General features: G+C 65.5%; 22 protein-coding genes. 1 reads left to right on the top strand and 21 read right to left on the bottom strand.

What is annotated here, in order from left to right; genetic code table 11:
- Positions 1-20 precede the first annotated feature (20 nt).
- From Q0D93_RS01610 to Q0D93_RS01515, 20 genes are all read right to left on the bottom strand, one after another.
- Positions 21-401: a hypothetical protein gene (locus Q0D93_RS01610; RefSeq protein ID WP_294390451.1), complete on the bottom strand. Its 381-nt coding sequence runs from the start codon at positions 399-401 to the stop codon at positions 21-23.
- A gap of 35 nt (positions 402-436) precedes the next feature.
- Positions 437-865 (bottom strand): hypothetical protein, encoded by a 429-nt coding sequence (locus Q0D93_RS01605; RefSeq protein WP_294390449.1) that lies wholly within the window; start codon positions 863-865, stop codon positions 437-439.
- Positions 866-986: 121 nt separating this feature from the next.
- Entirely contained in the window at positions 987-1436 is a 450-nt protein-coding gene (locus Q0D93_RS01600) for a hypothetical protein (protein WP_294390448.1), read from the bottom strand.
- Between the two features lie 95 nt (positions 1437-1531).
- The gene (locus Q0D93_RS01595) at positions 1532-1957 is read right to left on the bottom strand and encodes a hypothetical protein (RefSeq protein WP_294390445.1); all 426 of its coding nucleotides are present in this window, start codon (positions 1955-1957) and stop codon (positions 1532-1534) included.
- Positions 1954-2535, bottom strand: coding sequence for a hypothetical protein (locus Q0D93_RS01590; protein ID WP_294390443.1), 582 nt, complete (start codon positions 2533-2535; stop codon positions 1954-1956). Before Q0D93_RS01590 ends, Q0D93_RS01595 begins: the two co-directional genes overlap by 4 nt.
- A gap of 2 nt (positions 2536-2537) precedes the next feature.
- Complete coding sequence (locus tag Q0D93_RS01585; RefSeq protein ID WP_294390439.1) at positions 2538-2732, bottom strand: hypothetical protein; 195 nt, start codon at positions 2730-2732, stop codon at positions 2538-2540.
- Positions 2733-3116, bottom strand: coding sequence for a head-tail adaptor protein (locus tag Q0D93_RS01580; RefSeq protein WP_294390437.1), 384 nt, complete (start codon positions 3114-3116; stop codon positions 2733-2735).
- Positions 3092-3724, bottom strand: coding sequence for a hypothetical protein (locus Q0D93_RS01575; RefSeq protein ID WP_294390434.1), 633 nt, complete (start codon positions 3722-3724; stop codon positions 3092-3094). The genes Q0D93_RS01580 and Q0D93_RS01575 overlap by 25 nt, the downstream gene beginning before the upstream one ends.
- The gene (locus Q0D93_RS01570) at positions 3721-3945 is read right to left on the bottom strand and encodes a hypothetical protein (RefSeq protein WP_294390430.1); all 225 of its coding nucleotides are present in this window, start codon (positions 3943-3945) and stop codon (positions 3721-3723) included. Before Q0D93_RS01570 ends, Q0D93_RS01575 begins: the two co-directional genes overlap by 4 nt.
- Positions 3942-4442, bottom strand: coding sequence for a hypothetical protein (locus tag Q0D93_RS01565; RefSeq protein WP_294390427.1), 501 nt, complete (start codon positions 4440-4442; stop codon positions 3942-3944). Before Q0D93_RS01565 ends, Q0D93_RS01570 begins: the two co-directional genes overlap by 4 nt.
- A complete protein-coding gene (locus tag Q0D93_RS01560; protein ID WP_294390425.1) occupies positions 4442-4873 on the bottom strand; it encodes a hypothetical protein in 432 nt (143 codons plus the stop codon). Before Q0D93_RS01560 ends, Q0D93_RS01565 begins: the two co-directional genes overlap by 1 nt.
- A gap of 15 nt (positions 4874-4888) precedes the next feature.
- Positions 4889-5203, bottom strand: a complete 315-nt coding sequence (locus tag Q0D93_RS01555) for a hypothetical protein (protein WP_294390422.1) — start codon at positions 5201-5203, stop codon at positions 4889-4891.
- A 2-nt stretch (positions 5204-5205) separates the two neighbouring features.
- A complete protein-coding gene (locus tag Q0D93_RS01550; RefSeq protein ID WP_294390420.1) occupies positions 5206-5466 on the bottom strand; it encodes a hypothetical protein in 261 nt (86 codons plus the stop codon).
- Positions 5467-5546: 80 nt separating this feature from the next.
- Complete coding sequence (locus Q0D93_RS01545) at positions 5547-6809, bottom strand: phage major capsid protein (RefSeq protein WP_294390418.1); 1263 nt, start codon at positions 6807-6809, stop codon at positions 5547-5549.
- A 22-nt stretch (positions 6810-6831) separates the two neighbouring features.
- A complete protein-coding gene (locus tag Q0D93_RS01540; RefSeq protein ID WP_366510231.1) occupies positions 6832-7542 on the bottom strand; it encodes an HK97 family phage prohead protease in 711 nt (236 codons plus the stop codon).
- Positions 7543-7544: 2 nt separating this feature from the next.
- Positions 7545-8912, bottom strand: a complete 1368-nt coding sequence (locus tag Q0D93_RS01535; RefSeq protein WP_294390412.1) for a phage portal protein — start codon at positions 8910-8912, stop codon at positions 7545-7547.
- On the bottom strand, positions 8912-10621 hold the full coding sequence (locus Q0D93_RS01530) for a terminase TerL endonuclease subunit (RefSeq protein WP_294390409.1): 1710 nt from the start codon (positions 10619-10621) through the stop codon (positions 8912-8914). Before Q0D93_RS01530 ends, Q0D93_RS01535 begins: the two co-directional genes overlap by 1 nt.
- On the bottom strand, positions 10622-11194 hold the full coding sequence (locus Q0D93_RS01525; RefSeq protein WP_294390405.1) for a hypothetical protein: 573 nt from the start codon (positions 11192-11194) through the stop codon (positions 10622-10624).
- Positions 11195-11307: 113 nt separating this feature from the next.
- The gene (locus Q0D93_RS01520) at positions 11308-11730 is read right to left on the bottom strand and encodes a hypothetical protein (RefSeq protein ID WP_294390402.1); all 423 of its coding nucleotides are present in this window, start codon (positions 11728-11730) and stop codon (positions 11308-11310) included.
- Positions 11727-12101 carry an HNH endonuclease signature motif containing protein gene (locus tag Q0D93_RS01515; RefSeq protein ID WP_294390400.1) on the bottom strand — a complete coding sequence of 125 codons (375 nt, stop codon included), beginning with the start codon at positions 12099-12101 and terminating at the stop codon, positions 11727-11729. Before Q0D93_RS01515 ends, Q0D93_RS01520 begins: the two co-directional genes overlap by 4 nt.
- Positions 12102-12413: 312 nt before the next feature.
- Between Q0D93_RS01515 and Q0D93_RS01510 the strand changes: the two genes are divergently transcribed.
- Positions 12414-12605: a helix-turn-helix transcriptional regulator gene (locus Q0D93_RS01510; protein ID WP_294390397.1), complete on the top strand. Its 192-nt coding sequence runs from the start codon at positions 12414-12416 to the stop codon at positions 12603-12605.
- Positions 12606-12696: 91 nt separating this feature from the next.
- Here Q0D93_RS01510 and Q0D93_RS01505 read toward each other — a convergent pair whose 3' ends face one another.
- A complete protein-coding gene (locus tag Q0D93_RS01505) occupies positions 12697-13314 on the bottom strand; it encodes a hypothetical protein (protein WP_294390395.1) in 618 nt (205 codons plus the stop codon).
- Positions 13315-13320 lie beyond the last annotated feature (6 nt).

Genomic DNA, 13320 nt, shown 5'->3' with positions numbered 1-13320 from the left:
TACGTGACCGGCCCGTCGGTTCAGCCGAAAGCGGCCCGCATGCGCCGTTCCTGCCACGCCAGTTCTTCGGGCGTCGGCTCGGTCTGGTACGGCGGCAGGGCCAGCGGGTGCTCGGCGCGGTGGCTCTCGGCCAGATATTCACGCGCCAGCCTGACGAGGAGCTTTGCTTCCCACGGGCTGATCGGCGTGCAGGTCATGTGGCTCCAGGCCTGGAGCGCATCGAAGTCGATCGGCTCTTTCGCCATGCCGTTCGACCGGACGGGACCGATCTCCATGAGGCGATCGGCGATCCACGGCGCGGAGAGCGGCGGCATAGGAGGATCGACCCCTCCCGCCTCCAGCAGCGCGCCCCTGCTGTGCTTTGCGGCCGGCAGGCCAGCCTCAGGCATCGCCTGGGGCACGGCCGCCAGCCACGCCGCGTGACGGACGAAGAGGGTTAGTTCTTCGCCGAGGTCGTCAAAAAATTGGCGTAATCGCCCAGCTGCTCATCGAACTGCTCCACGATGAAGCCATAAGCGGGGTCGGCATACAGCGCGTGGTGATAGTCCCGGCCGGACAGGTGCTGGTACTTCTGCGAGGCGAAGTTGTTGAAGCCGATCGTGATATCGGCGAGGAAGTCCGCCTTGCTCTCGTCCAGCTCGGCAGCCGACAACTGCTTCGCCTTGCCGCCGCGCTTGTTCAGGCGACCGAGCCAGCGGTCGGACTGCTTGGCCTTCGCCTTGGCATATTCCGGCGAGCCGGGCGCATAGTGGTCGATCGTCGCCGGGCCGTCGGGGCCCGCCAGCGGCTCCTGGGTAGCCGGGTGCAGCAGGATCAAGGAGGCGCTGGGCGCTGCGGCGAGCGTATCGATGTTGAAGCCGTTCATGAGAAACCTTTCGCGGGTTGATGGCGCACCGGCCCGCCTCGCACCCGCGTGGACGAGGCGGACCGATGCACAGGAACCAGACAGGCGTGGTCGAACCCGCCCGCTGGAATGGGGTTAGGGGTCAGGCGGCGTCGACGTCGACCTGCTGCTTGCTGAAGCGGATCAGGGCGCTGCCCATCACGACATTGGTGGCGCTGCCGGGCTCTTCCGTTGCGCTGAAGACGCGGCCCTGATTATAGCGGGCGTCGTTGTTCGGATATTGCACCTTGAACGAGCGAAGCGCGTTGTCGCCCGGCTTCGCTGCCTGGCGCAGCATCGCCTGTCCTGCGTCCTGCTTGTCATAGGCATAGGGGACGGTCAGCGAGCCGTAGGACACGGGGCCCTTGTGGACCTCCTCCGGGCCGTTCAGCGGCTGATAGCTGTTCTCACCGACGCTGGGGCCGAAAGCGGGGATCGTCTGGACGCCCGTGATTTCGGTCCAGGCCAGCGCCTCATAGCCGGCCTTGGTTTCGGCTGCGGGCAGGGCGGCGGAAATAAACAGCCGCGTGCCCGCCGAGGTGGTCGACGTCATTGTCATTCTCCTGGGGAGTTGGAGCCGGTCGATCCGGCGGAGCTTTGCCCGGCGGGCAAACTGGGTCAGGTTTCGCCGCAAGTTGCGGCGGAACCTCAGGCGGCCTCGGTGTAGGCCACGAAGAAATCGATACTACGCGAGTAGAGGTCGGCGCCGGTATCATCGTCCAGGTCGGGGCCGGTGCTCTCGTAGACGACCGACACCCCGGCGAGGCCGGCCACATCGCCGCGCTTGCCGGAACAAGCCTTGCCGATCGCGCCCTGCCCGCCGACCGCCGTCAGCGCCTGAAGATCCTCATAATTCTCGCACACGCCGGTGACGCGGACGCGCTCGAACACGGGGCGGCCGGTTGCGGCATCGTCAGCCAGCGACATGCGGCTGATCGAGATCGAGCGGGCGGCAATGCCCGGGAGCGGTGTGCCCTCAGGCAGGCGATACGCCCAGCGGCTGCCATCTGCGACGAGCGCCGTCGCGTCAGGTGACGCGCCAAGCAGCGTCAGGATTACGTCGACGCCGGTCATTCGCCGGCCTCATCGGGTTCGAAGGTCTCCGGCATGGCCAGCCCCTCCTTCGTCAGGCGCAATCGGACATAGTCCGCAGCTGCCTTGGCCGACACCTCGCGCGCCGCGTCGGCGCCGGTGCTCATGAACGGGTTCCACTTGGCACCGGGATGGTAGACCGCGTCGCCGACGAAGTTCTTGCCGATCACGAGCGAGCCGTTTCGCAGGGCGCGATTGGCGGTGCGCACGCTGAGGCCGTTGAGCTTCGTGCCCTTCTTCTTGGTGACCCAGTGCCCAAGCGTGCCATGCTCGGCCCAGATCCCGACCGAGGCGGGGAACTTGCGCAGCTGCAGCTTGGACTTGATCAGGTCGCCGCGCGAGCTGTCGACCACCTTCAGGGCATCAGCCAAGCGCACGGATGCGTGCTTCACCTGACCGCCGACCTTGATTTCAGGAGTGCGCAGGCTGCCGGCGGCCTGCTGGACGATGGGGAGAGCCGCAGTCGCCGCCGCCTTGGCCGCGCCGCGCAGGATGTTGCGGCCGGTATTGCCGGCGAGGCTGTCCAGCAGAGCATATAGCTCTGCCTCCCCCTTGCCCACGATCAGGCCTTATCGGACGCCGACGACTGCGCCTTCTTGTGGGCGTCCGCCTCCGCCTTGGTCGGCTCGCGCACGAGGCCGACGCCCTTCCAGTCCTCGAACTGAGGCAGCGCCGGAATGAACTGCTTGGCGGAGTAGGCGACGGGGCCGTGGGTGAAATCGCGTGTCGCAACGGCGTCGTGCTTGGGCTGGGCCATCTACTTGCCTCCTTCGTGGGCGCTGGTTTCTTCGATCACCAGCTCAAGGCGCTGGCGGAAGCCGAGCTGCGCCGGGCCGGTGACAATCTCGTAGGTGCGACGATCGTGAACGACGCGCATGTCGGCGGTGATGTCGGTCCGGTAGAGCATGCGGAGCCGCGCCGGCCGCGCGCTGGCGGTCGCCACATCGCTGTCGCGCTGGGCACGACTGGGCAGCACGTCCTGGACCTCCGCGCGCACCGTGCAGACCTCGTCCCACTGTTCCTTGCCCTTCCCGGGCTTGTTCGTCGCGCCAGGTGCAGGGGCGCGGCGACGAAAGAAGGTGACCACCGACCGCATGTTGCCGGGATCGAAGGCGGTCACCACCGTTCGTGCAGCTCGCAAAGGCTGCGAACGCCTTCCGACATCTTCCATTCCCCGCGAGTCACGAACCAGCTCGTCACCAGGATCAGAATGGCGCGCTTCAACGTGTCGGGCACATCGTCAGGCGTGTAGCCAGCAGTGGCGGTGATGGTAATCGCGTCGCGGCCGCACGGATATACCGAAGGGAGGCCGCTGCCTGCGGGGACGACCCGGGCGGTGCCGCGACTGACGATGGCGCGCCACGCGCTCGCATCCAAATCCTGAGCAGCGCCCGTCAAGTCCGTGTAGCTGATGGCATCGATGCTTATGATCGGTCGCTCTGCCAGCTTGAGCCCCCAGAAGGATGCCGCGCCGACGGTGATGACGCGCCGGGCCAACACCATGCCGGTTTCGCCCTCGATCATCTGGCGGGCTGCACAGATCATCTGTTCAATGAGGCGATCCTGCGTAGCATCGTCGCCTGGGAGCATGCCGAGCTGGGTGCGGGCCTCCGCCAAGGTGACCGGCTCGTCTGGAGGCACTTGCTCGACAGACACGCCAGCCTGAAGCTGCGCCCACCGATCAACAACCTCAGCGTCTGACACCTCCGGACCGAGGCCCAGCTGGGCGCGCATCTCATCAGGCGTCATCGGGTGTACCGGTAACGGGCGATATAGGAGCGGTCGTCGCCGGCCGGCTCAATATCATGGAGGATCACCGTCCGACCGTTCAGCAACGCGCCATGCACACGCCCTGGCGCACGATCGGTGAGGTTCGGGGTGAAGGCCACCATGCCGCGAGCGACGCCGCAGACGCCCTCGAACACTTCATGGATATGGAGCGGCAGCTGCTCGCCGGCATCAATGATCATTTCTGCCTCACGATCAGCACCGCCGTCTGCTCGATGAACTGCGGCGGGCTCTGGTCGGTCGCGATCTGCATGCTGATGCCGATCGGCGATCCGGTGCTGGAAAATGCGTTGTTCGACTGGAAGAGGTCGGCAACGGATGGCCAGAACGCCACCAGGGTGCCGGTCTCCGCATCGATCAGCGTCGGATGCTCGGCGTCGTTGATGACTGTGACGCCATATTGCGCGCCAAGGGCCGAAATCGAGATGCGGCGAACCGTCTCGACCTTAGCGCCCTCGGGCAGCGCCTCCGTCCAGTCGAAGGCATAGGGCAGGCGATCGGACGGGTCGAAATGCCGCTCGAACGGCACCGAGCCCAGCGGCAACCCGGTCGCGATGCTGACCACCGAGCTGATCCGCCGCAGCACGGCCGTGCAATCGTCCGGAACGCCCACGTCGCCGGGGATTGGATCGGCGGTGGCGGAAGGGATGACCCCGATCGCGACCAGCTGCGCGAGCATCAGTCCGCGTAGCCCACGAACCCGGTAGCCGACGTGCCGGCCGCCCGGATGTACTGGATGTTCACCGGAATGATCTCGCCAGCGACGGCGGTGATCGTCACGTCCGCAGAGCTGCCCGAAGCCCGAAAGGCGACTGTGCCGGCGGCGTTCACGCGCACGGCGCGAGGGATGGGTGAAATCGCCGTGCCGTCGCTGGGCGTGATCGCGAACGCCTTGGACGCCGGGCCCGCGTCGGTCAGCAATCGCGCCGCAAGCGCCGTAACGATCGCCTTCAGTCGGCCAAGCAGCGTGTTTGCACCCGGACTGGTCGTGACCAAGCCCATGGCGTCTTCGCCGGTCGTGTCGTTCAGCAGGTTGTTGCCGTGCAGCTTCCCGCTGATGTTGGTGCCGATCGGCGTGCCGGCGGGCAGCGGAGAGTTGAAATCAGCCATGCGGGTGCTCCGGGACTAAGCGGCGACGGCGGCAGTTGCCGCTGAAGTAGCCTTGGTGATGTTGGTGGATCGCAGAGCGTTGGTGACGACGACCTCGAACGTCAGCGCCGCGCCTACATCTGCCGCCTGGGGAACGTACGTAGCCTCCGTGGCCCCGATGATGGCGACGCCGCCCCGCTTCCACTGGCGACCGCTGACCGTTCCGTTGAGGATGGCCCCGCTCGCTCCGGTCAGCGTCTGCCCGACCTTGGGGATACCGCTGATCGACGGCTTGACGGTGAAGGTCGGCGAACAGGCGAAGTTCCGCAGACGCTGGCCGGGGCGGGCCATGATCAGGCGCCCTTATTGGCGGGCTCGGCCGCCTTCTTATTGGCCGGTGCCTTGGCCTGCTTCTCGCTCTCGACGGGCTTGGACGGGTCGGGCTCGATTGAGTGCTGATCGCCGGCCTCGACCTCGGCAGCAGTTGCTTCGCGCACCAGCCCGCGCGCCTCCAGTTCGTCGAAGCGTTTGGTCTGGACGTCGCGCAGGATCTTGCCCTCGCGTACGGTTCCGTTGTCCCCGTGGTGATCGCTGATCACGTAAGCGTTCTTCATGGATCGTCTCCTTTCTGGACCGTCGATGCGGCGGCGGTCGAAAAAGGAGGGCGGCCCTAGCCGCCCTCCGGTTCGCCGGCTCAGAGACCGGTGAAGTTGCCCTTGGTGAGCGCCGCCAGCCGGCGGATCACCAGTGCCAGCCGCTTTTCGGCGCGGATCGTCAGCATGTTCTTGATGAAGTTGTCGCGATCCTGATCCGAGATGCGCACCTCGGTATCCATGCGATCGAAGATCTGCGCCGCCAGCTTGAATGCGCCGACGAGGAAGTTGCCCTGGCCGATCCGCTTGGTGGACACGACCGGGCGCCCCCACAGCACGTTCGAGGCGAGCCCCTGCGGGTTGGCAAAGACGTAGCCGCCGGCCGAGTCCTTCGTCAGCTCGATGTTGGTCCACTGCGTGGGGTGCAGCACCATGCCGTCCGGCGCATAGTCGGCCAGCTCGACCATCAGGATCGCCAGCCGGATGCGATCGATGCGGGTCTCGCCGTTGATCGTCACGCCGGAGGGCTGAACATAGCTCGGTGCCTGCGTGTAGAGGCCGAGGATGTTCTGACCCGAACCGTCGCCGAGCAGCAGCTGCGCGTCCTCGGCATCGTCGAGGCCGAACCGGAGTTCGCCGTCAATCAGGCTCTCCAGCTGCGGCACGTCATCCATAGCCTGGCGCGACGCAGGCACCCAGTGCGCGATGGTGCGCACGGGCGCATTCGCCACGTCCCAGCCATAGCCGCTCTCCGGCTTGAGGGCGGTTTCCGCCACCGCCGCCGCGTTGTTGTTGCGGAGGCTCTGGTAAGCGTACTCAATCGAATTGCTGTCGGTCTGACCAGGGGTAAGCAGATCACGCACGCGCAACTGCGGGCGCTGGATGCCAACGATTTCGGGCTGGCGATCCGGGCGGATCAAGCCGCCGGCCGAACCGGTCGCGCTGGTGACCGCCTTGACCGAGAAGCCGATCGTGCCCTTGCAGCCGCCAGCCGCATAATCCTTCACTTCCTGGTGATTGGCCACCTCGTGGCCCAGCGACTTGATCTGCGGCGCTTCGTCTCCGCCGCGCTTGCCCTGCGCCAGCTTCTGCGAAAGCTCGGTAATTTCGCCGCGCAGGCCGGTGAGTTCGGAGAGCGCCTTGTCCGCCTTCTCCTTGGTCTCCTCGTTGACCTTGTCGCCTGCGGCATTCTTGGCGCGGAACTCCTTGGCGAAATCCTTGACCTCGCCGAGCGTCTCACCGAGCTGCTTCTGGAGTGCCTCCAGCGACTTGTCGTCGCCAGCGCCGCCGTTGGCGTCCTTACGGCCGAACTCGCGCGCAACCGGGCTCGCGGCTGCGGCCATCGCCGCAGCAGACGTGATCATATTCATATCGTGGTGTTCCTTGTCAGGCCGTCTTCAGGCTGAAGCCGGCGAGGGTGTCCGAAAGGGCCTTCAGGCCCGGTGCCGTCTGATCGCGTTCGGACTCCCTCCGACGCAGTTCTGCGAGGCCGTGGCCGACGAGGCCGGCGGCTCGCGTTTTCGAGAAACCTGCCTCCCGCAGGTACTTCTCAAACTCTCGATCTGTGGGAAGCTCGTTGTGGGCGAGCTTGAACTTGACCGCTTCCACCCGCGCATCATCGTTCGCAGGGAAGGTGACGAGGCTGATTTCGACGAGGTCGAGCTTGGTCAGCGTCCGAATGCCGGTCTTTTCGTCGTAGCTGCTCTCACGGACCCAATAGCCGATCGACAGGCCAGTGACGGTGCGCGCCTTCATGTGGGCGTAAGCCCGGCGCTCCATGTCACCGGCATCGAGCAGGATCTTGCCGTCGCCGAACAGGCCGTGGTCATCTTCCTTCAGGTTCGACCATGCGCCGATCGGCTCGCCGCTGCGATGCTGCCACAGCACCGGCACCGGCCGGCCCTTGGCCGCGATCTCGGCCAGGCTGTCGGTGAATGCACCGCGCGCGACGATCTCCTGATAGCTGTCGACGACGTCCCACACGGAGCCGTAGCCCGAGAAAGAGCCGTCATCACCGACCGCCTTCACCTCGAAATCGAAGTCACGGACCTTCAGCGCGCCAGTGTGTTTGCGCCCGAAGGCGGACGGCATGTTCATTGTCATTCCTCCAGACGGGGAACGCCATCGCGGCCCCTCATCGCGGCTTTCACGCGGGCGTCGATCGCTGCGTCGACATCGCCGCCGAACAGCAGGTTCATGAGTGCCGAGCGGGCCTGTTGCTCCGCCGGCGCGGCCGTTGTGCCGAGCTGATCGAGCCGCACCAGGTTAGACTGCACCGTCAGATACTCACCGCCTGCGCGGTGATCGAGGTTCTCGCGAGACCGCATCTCGTTGCGATCCATCACGCCGTTCTGACCGAAGGCGGAATACAGCGCGGCGCGGCCGGCGCTGTCGATCGCCATCATCGATTCGCGGTTCAGCTCCGGATAGACCGCCTGTCGTTCCGCCGGAGACAGCAGCTGCAGCTTGACCGCCTGTTCGATCTTCCGCAGCAGCGGGTTGAGGCGGAGCGTCTGCCAGCCGAGCAGAAGCTGCTCGATCCCACTGCCCCACATCGTCTGACCCTTGGCCGCGTGCCCGATCAGCATTGGCAGCATGGCGAACCAACGGCAGACCTCCTCCACGTCCCAGGCGCGGCTTTCGAGGAGCTGCACCTCGGTCGGGTTCATCTTCAACGGCTGGAACTTGAAGTCCTTCTCCAGCGGCACGATCCGGCCCCGCATCGCCCTGCCGGTGAACTCGTCGAAGATCTCGACCATGTCGGCCCGCTGATCGGGGGTGAGCTTGGTCGAGCCCGTTTCCATGAAGCCGCCGAGCTGGAGCCCGTTGGTGAACGTATCCCGTGCGACCCGATTGGCCGCCATGGCCGAGCCGAGCGTACGGCGCCCGTATTCGATGGCGGACAGGCCAGTGTCGCCGCCGAGCGTCATGCCGCGCAGGTGGAGCATCTTGTCGGCCGGCAGCACCTCCTGCTTGCCCCGGTCGAGATAGACGTATTCGCGCTCGTTCCGCTTGTTCCGGCGGCAGGTCACCAGATCGGGCGAGAGCGGCGTCAGCGCGGTGGTGCGCTTGCCCAGCATCTCCTTCTCGGCATAGCCGTTGCCCCACAGGTCGATGCACGCGACCATCGCGGCCCAGAACTCGGACGGGCTCTGGTCGCGGTTCGGCTGCTCATGCACCAGGTTGTAGAGCCAATGGTCGGGTTGATCCTTCCGGCCGCCGCCAGCCTTTTCATAGACGCCCATGCCCATGGCGCCGACCAGCTCGGACTTGAGCGTGACGCTCGCCCAGGCAGCCGAAAGCCCAAGCGTCGACTTCTGATTGACAGATTCTCCAGCCGTGTTCTGGCCGTTACCCCATTGGATCGCCTTTCGGGTGGGTTCGTCCTCAGGCGCCCCGCTCAGTTTGCCGTTTTCGCCGGTGCCGAACCAGCGAAGGGTGGAGCCCACCCACGAACCGAGGCCCATCAGGCCGCCCGCTTGTGCTGGGCGATGAAGTCGTCGACGCCCCCGCCGCCCGCTTCAGGGTTGCGGCTCATCAACACCACCGCGTTGAACATCGCCATCAGTGGATCGATCTTCGCCTTGCCGGCGACCTGCTTCGTGATCAGCACGGCATTACCTCGCTGCTCTGTCTTGGCGTTGCCCACGCACCAGTCCATCAAGCGCTGGCTGGCATGGACCATCGTGCCGTCCTTCAGCTTGCGCTCGCTGCCGATCACCGCGCTGTGCAGGCGAAAGCCCTGCGGCACGTTCATCAGCTGCTTCATGTCGAAGCCACGCCCCGCCAGTTCGTCAACCAGGGCAGTGACGCCATGCGGGTCGAGGCCGATGGCATGATCTTCCGGGAACAGCCCGGCATCCTTCACCTGCTCCAGCAGGTCCGCCACCTCGCGCAGATCCTGCGTCGGATCCTCGCATTTGATCAGGTCGTCGTCCTTGATGAAGCCGTCGAGCGTTGAAACGATGTCCTTGCGCCGCTCGAATACGTCCTGCTGCGCCCATGCCCGGCACCAGATCAGCCACTGCTTGGTGACCTTGTGACGGCCGAGCAGACACAGACCGAACAGGTCGTCCAGGCCGCCGCCGTCGATCCCGGCCGTGACGACCTCGCAAATCTCAAGGAGCTGCTCCAACGAGCCGTCCCACACCTTTGGCGATGCCGCCGCCTTCTCCCAGTGCAAGGCGCCAGCCCATGCATCGTGCAACAGGCCGACGCCGATCTCGACGTTGAGGTGCTTGGCGTAGAACACCTGCCGCTCGCCGGGATCGCCGGCTTCGGCCTTCGTGAACTCCCCCTCCAGCCAGTCCTGGCGCACCGAAAGACCGATATTCGGGTTGGTGACGTAGAAGTTCGCGGGGTCGCGATGCTCGCCCGCTGCCAGCATTTCGGTCGGAAACTCGTACAGTACCGGCAGGAACTTGGGGTCGTTGACTGTCCCGTCCCGCACGTCCCGCGCGTATGTAAGCTTCTCCTTGAAGATCCCCGCTGGCGGCTTGTCCGACTGCGTCGTCAGATAGAGATTGTAGCCTTCCGGGCGACCGATCTGGCCGCCTGTCGCCTCGCCCAGCATAGCGCCGGCCGTGGCCACCTCGCCGAACAGCCAAAGCTCATCGACCAGCACCCGGCTTGCCTTCTTGCCCGCCACCGTCTTCTTGTCGGCCGCAACAACCTTGAGCTTCGCCTTTGTAGTGCGGTTGGTGATGAGCCGGTAGTGATCCTGGATCTGCATCAGCGCATCCAGTTCCTCGTCGGCGCGGATCATCGCCGCCGCTGGCCCGAAGCTGTTGTCCGCCACCTCCTTCGTGGGCGCGAGGATCAGGTTTTCGTCATAGTCGCGCCAGCCGCAGACCAGCTCCGTGACCATGATGCCGGCGGCGATCGTGGACTTGGTGTTCTTCTTGCTGACCAGCAGCATCGCATTGTTGATGCGCTGCTCGCCGGTCTCAGGATCGTAAGCGCCGAAGATGGCGGCCGCGAAGTCGAGGATCCAGGGCGCGCATGCGTCGCCGATCGTCGGCTGGCCCGGCAGATCGGTGATCCGCAGGGACGAGAACACCGCCATCTTTGCTTCGGCGGCGTCCGGGTAGAGCGGGTCGAACGGTATGAGCGATCGGCGCCCCTTGATCCGTTCGCGCCAGTCGGGGCACGCCGTCGACCAGGTCGGAAGCGCCAACTACTGCACCGCCTTCAGCTTCGGCGGGCCGATCGGACGGAAGCGGCTGGCGATCTGGTTCGCCTTCTCCTGCTGCGCCGCCTTCTTACCCTGCGGCGCGGATGCCTCATTCGCCTGCTTAAACGCGGCGGTCAGCTCCTTCAACGTCTTGGCGCGGCCGCCGAGGCTGATCGCGCCCAGCATGCCGTCGCGGCGGCGGTTATTCTCGTCACCGGCCGTCTCGGAAAGGATCATGTCCTCCAGTTCGCCTTGGTGGGTGGTGACGGTGTCCAGTTCGTCCAGAAGGCGGCTCACCAGCGCGCGGGCCTGGTCGGCGATGGCCGCCGGCTCTGCCGCTGGCGCGCTTTCCGCCCCGACCGGCCGCGCGGGTGGCGCGGTACGCACTTTCCGGGCCTGTTCGAGCTGTCTGCGTACCATTTTCGGCCGGACGGGCCATTTTTCGGCCTTCGCACGCTTGCGAATAGCCCCCTCTGTGAGGCAATATTGTTCAGCGATCTCGCGGATGGACATAGTCGCAGCCAAGTAATCGGCCTTGATCGCGGTCCAGTCGGCCGCCTTTTTCTTGTTGATCATGGTCCGCCTCTCTGGCGCCGGTACGCACCCCTGCCGATCTGGGGGAGGAAATTTTCTGCGCGTGGGTACGGGGGCGGTCCTTACCCCGGCCGGACCCCTGACTTTCGACCCCCCTACCCCCGGTCGGGGTGCAGGGGCTTGGCGGCACCATCACGAAGGCCCGGATAGGCACCGTCGATCAGGTCGTTGGCAATGTCAGCGAGGTTCCAGCCCAAGTAGGCGCTCAGCCTTTTATGCCTGCGCATCCACGACAGCGGTTCCAAGAGCGAGCGAAAGGCGGCCTCGTAATCCGGGCTAACCGGCCGATCTCCCTCACCGCCCCGCACAGGGACAAGCCCCGCGTCAGGCTCGCTTGCAAGCAGGAGGGACGCCACATCCTTAGCGTTGCCCTTCACGCGCCAGCTGCACCTATCCGCCATCCACACGATAGCCAGCGTGGCGTCGTCCGGCGCGCGTTGCACGCTGCTCACCTGCGCCGGGTTGATATAGACCGTTGCACCGTGCTCGGTCTCCAGAACGGGGATAGGTCGCATCACCGCATCTCCTGCGCCTGCTCCAGGCGCTGCTTGTGTTTCGAGTGGCATGGCGACGCGCACAGCGTCTGGAGGTTGTCCGGCTTCCAGAACAGCGTCAGATCGCCACGGTGCGGCCGCCTATGGTCGGCCACCAGCTTGGAGGGATCGTGCCCGATCTTCCCGCACATCTGGCAGGTGAAGGCGTCCCGGACCAGCGTCTGCCAACGCAGCTTCATCCATCGCGCCGTCTTGTAGAGCTTGCGCAGCGGGTTGAACGCAATGCGCTCGCGGTCACGGTCCTGCGTGGTGGCGGCACTGGCCAACCGTGGAGCGGCCGTCGACAGGCGCGGGGCAATGCGGCTTAGCTTGGCCATCAGGATCTCCCGGCGCACGACCCAGCCTCAGGGGGGAGCCGCACCGCAGCGCCGGAAGCTCGGAATGTGGGAGGCACAAAAAAAAGACGTGACACCTAACTTACCGCTTGACCGGTTTAGGTGTCACGTCTAAATCATTCCTTGTCAGCGGGAATGCAGCCCGCCGACAAACCGAAAGGAAAGACCAATGATGATTGGCTTCACCGTTCGGTTGGCTTGGAAGAAGCTTCGGGTGTCGTTCCTGATCTTCTTCTAGCTTAACCGGGGTCCGGTGACCGTGAACAACACGGCACCGGGCTCCGACTGCAAGATACGATTGGAGGCCACACGATGCAACCCGACGAACTGAGGCGCCTGCGCAAGGATGCGGGCATGACGCTTGCCCAGATGGCCGAGGCCTTGGGCATGTCCCTCGACAGCATCAGCCGCATGGAGCGCGGTGTGGCCGGCTATCCAATCGAGCGCCGCACGGAACTGGCGGCCCGCTACGTGGTGGAGGTGCTGCGCCCGGTAGGCGGCTAGGGTTTAACATCTCTGGACATTTCTCTAGCTGTCGCGGGAAGCAGGGTGCTTCCACCGCGTTGCTGGCGAGGGCGACCCCAAGTCGACCGAGTTAGCTCGCCATAGCCGTCCTTGCGGCCGCGTCCTTACCGGACAACGCTGCATCTACATGATCAGGAATCAGTCGCCAAGTCTCAATGTTCCACTTGTGTCCATTGCTGAACTCGATCTGCGCCACCCGGTCGTTGCCGCCCGCCACGACGCCGACCATGCCCAGCATGCTGTCCTGATCGGCCACCCGCACGACCGTTCCTCGACCGTAGAGGTAGCGCTGCGAACGCTTCAGCTTCTTCTCGCGCCGATCCACGAACGCCTGCCACTCGATGTCGGCCTTCGTCTCCTCGGCCTTCAGCCCCTGGATGTCCGTCCCAGAAATCTCCGGGACACGGCGGCCGACCGTGAACACGGAGAACGGCGGGAACGGGCAGACGGGAAGCGCGAGCGCGCGCCAGAGGTCGTCCAGGTGCCGCGAGGGCACGAAGACGAACCCCGGCGCGATCGCCAGTTCCCGGTCAATGGTGACCGTGCTGCGCGGCCGGCGGCGGGACTCCATCCGCCTCGGCGTCCATCCCTCATAGCCGGCCGCCGACAGCGCCCGCGCGAGCGGAAGTGTCCGCCCGGCCGACGTCTGCAAAATGCACCACTTCCCCGCCCTGCCCTCTTCCACCATGCTCTC

The sequence above is a fragment of the uncultured Sphingomonas sp. genome (assembly GCF_934560975.1).
Taxonomy (GTDB): Bacteria; Pseudomonadota; Alphaproteobacteria; order Sphingomonadales; family Sphingomonadaceae; genus Sphingomonas_I.
This window is presented reverse-complemented; position numbering and strand designations above follow the sequence as displayed.

Excerpts from the sequence above, each read along its gene's own strand:
- Q0D93_RS01605 (WP_294390449.1), bottom strand. The coding sequence starts at position 865 with ATGAACGGCTTCAACATCGATACGCTCGCCGCAGCGCCCAGCGCCTCC.
- Q0D93_RS01600 (WP_294390448.1), bottom strand. The coding sequence starts at position 1,436 with ATGACGTCGACCACCTCGGCGGGCACGCGGCTGTTTATTTCCGCCGCC.
- Q0D93_RS01595 (WP_294390445.1), bottom strand. The coding sequence starts at position 1,957 with ATGACCGGCGTCGACGTAATCCTGACGCTGCTTGGCGCGTCACCTGAC.
- Q0D93_RS01585 (WP_294390439.1), bottom strand. The coding sequence starts at position 2,732 with ATGGCCCAGCCCAAGCACGACGCCGTTGCGACACGCGATTTCACCCAC.
- Q0D93_RS01575 (WP_294390434.1), bottom strand. The coding sequence starts at position 3,724 with ATGACGCCTGATGAGATGCGCGCCCAGCTGGGCCTCGGTCCGGAGGTG.
- Q0D93_RS01570 (WP_294390430.1), bottom strand. The coding sequence starts at position 3,945 with ATGATCATTGATGCCGGCGAGCAGCTGCCGCTCCATATCCATGAAGTG.
- Q0D93_RS01565 (WP_294390427.1), bottom strand. The coding sequence starts at position 4,442 with ATGCTCGCGCAGCTGGTCGCGATCGGGGTCATCCCTTCCGCCACCGCC.
- Q0D93_RS01560 (WP_294390425.1), bottom strand. The coding sequence starts at position 4,873 with ATGGCTGATTTCAACTCTCCGCTGCCCGCCGGCACGCCGATCGGCACC.
- Q0D93_RS01555 (WP_294390422.1), bottom strand. The coding sequence starts at position 5,203 with ATGGCCCGCCCCGGCCAGCGTCTGCGGAACTTCGCCTGTTCGCCGACC.
- Q0D93_RS01550 (WP_294390420.1), bottom strand. The coding sequence starts at position 5,466 with ATGAAGAACGCTTACGTGATCAGCGATCACCACGGGGACAACGGAACC.
- Q0D93_RS01545 (WP_294390418.1), bottom strand. The coding sequence starts at position 6,809 with ATGATCACGTCTGCTGCGGCGATGGCCGCAGCCGCGAGCCCGGTTGCG.
- Q0D93_RS01540 (WP_366510231.1), bottom strand. The coding sequence starts at position 7,542 with ATGAACATGCCGTCCGCCTTCGGGCGCAAACACACTGGCGCGCTGAAG.
- Q0D93_RS01535 (WP_294390412.1), bottom strand. The coding sequence starts at position 8,912 with ATGGGCCTCGGTTCGTGGGTGGGCTCCACCCTTCGCTGGTTCGGCACC.
- Q0D93_RS01525 (WP_294390405.1), bottom strand. The coding sequence starts at position 11,194 with ATGATCAACAAGAAAAAGGCGGCCGACTGGACCGCGATCAAGGCCGAT.
- Q0D93_RS01510 (WP_294390397.1), top strand. The coding sequence starts at position 12,414 with ATGCAACCCGACGAACTGAGGCGCCTGCGCAAGGATGCGGGCATGACG.
- Q0D93_RS01505 (WP_294390395.1), bottom strand. The coding sequence starts at position 13,314 with ATGGTGGAAGAGGGCAGGGCGGGGAAGTGGTGCATTTTGCAGACGTCG.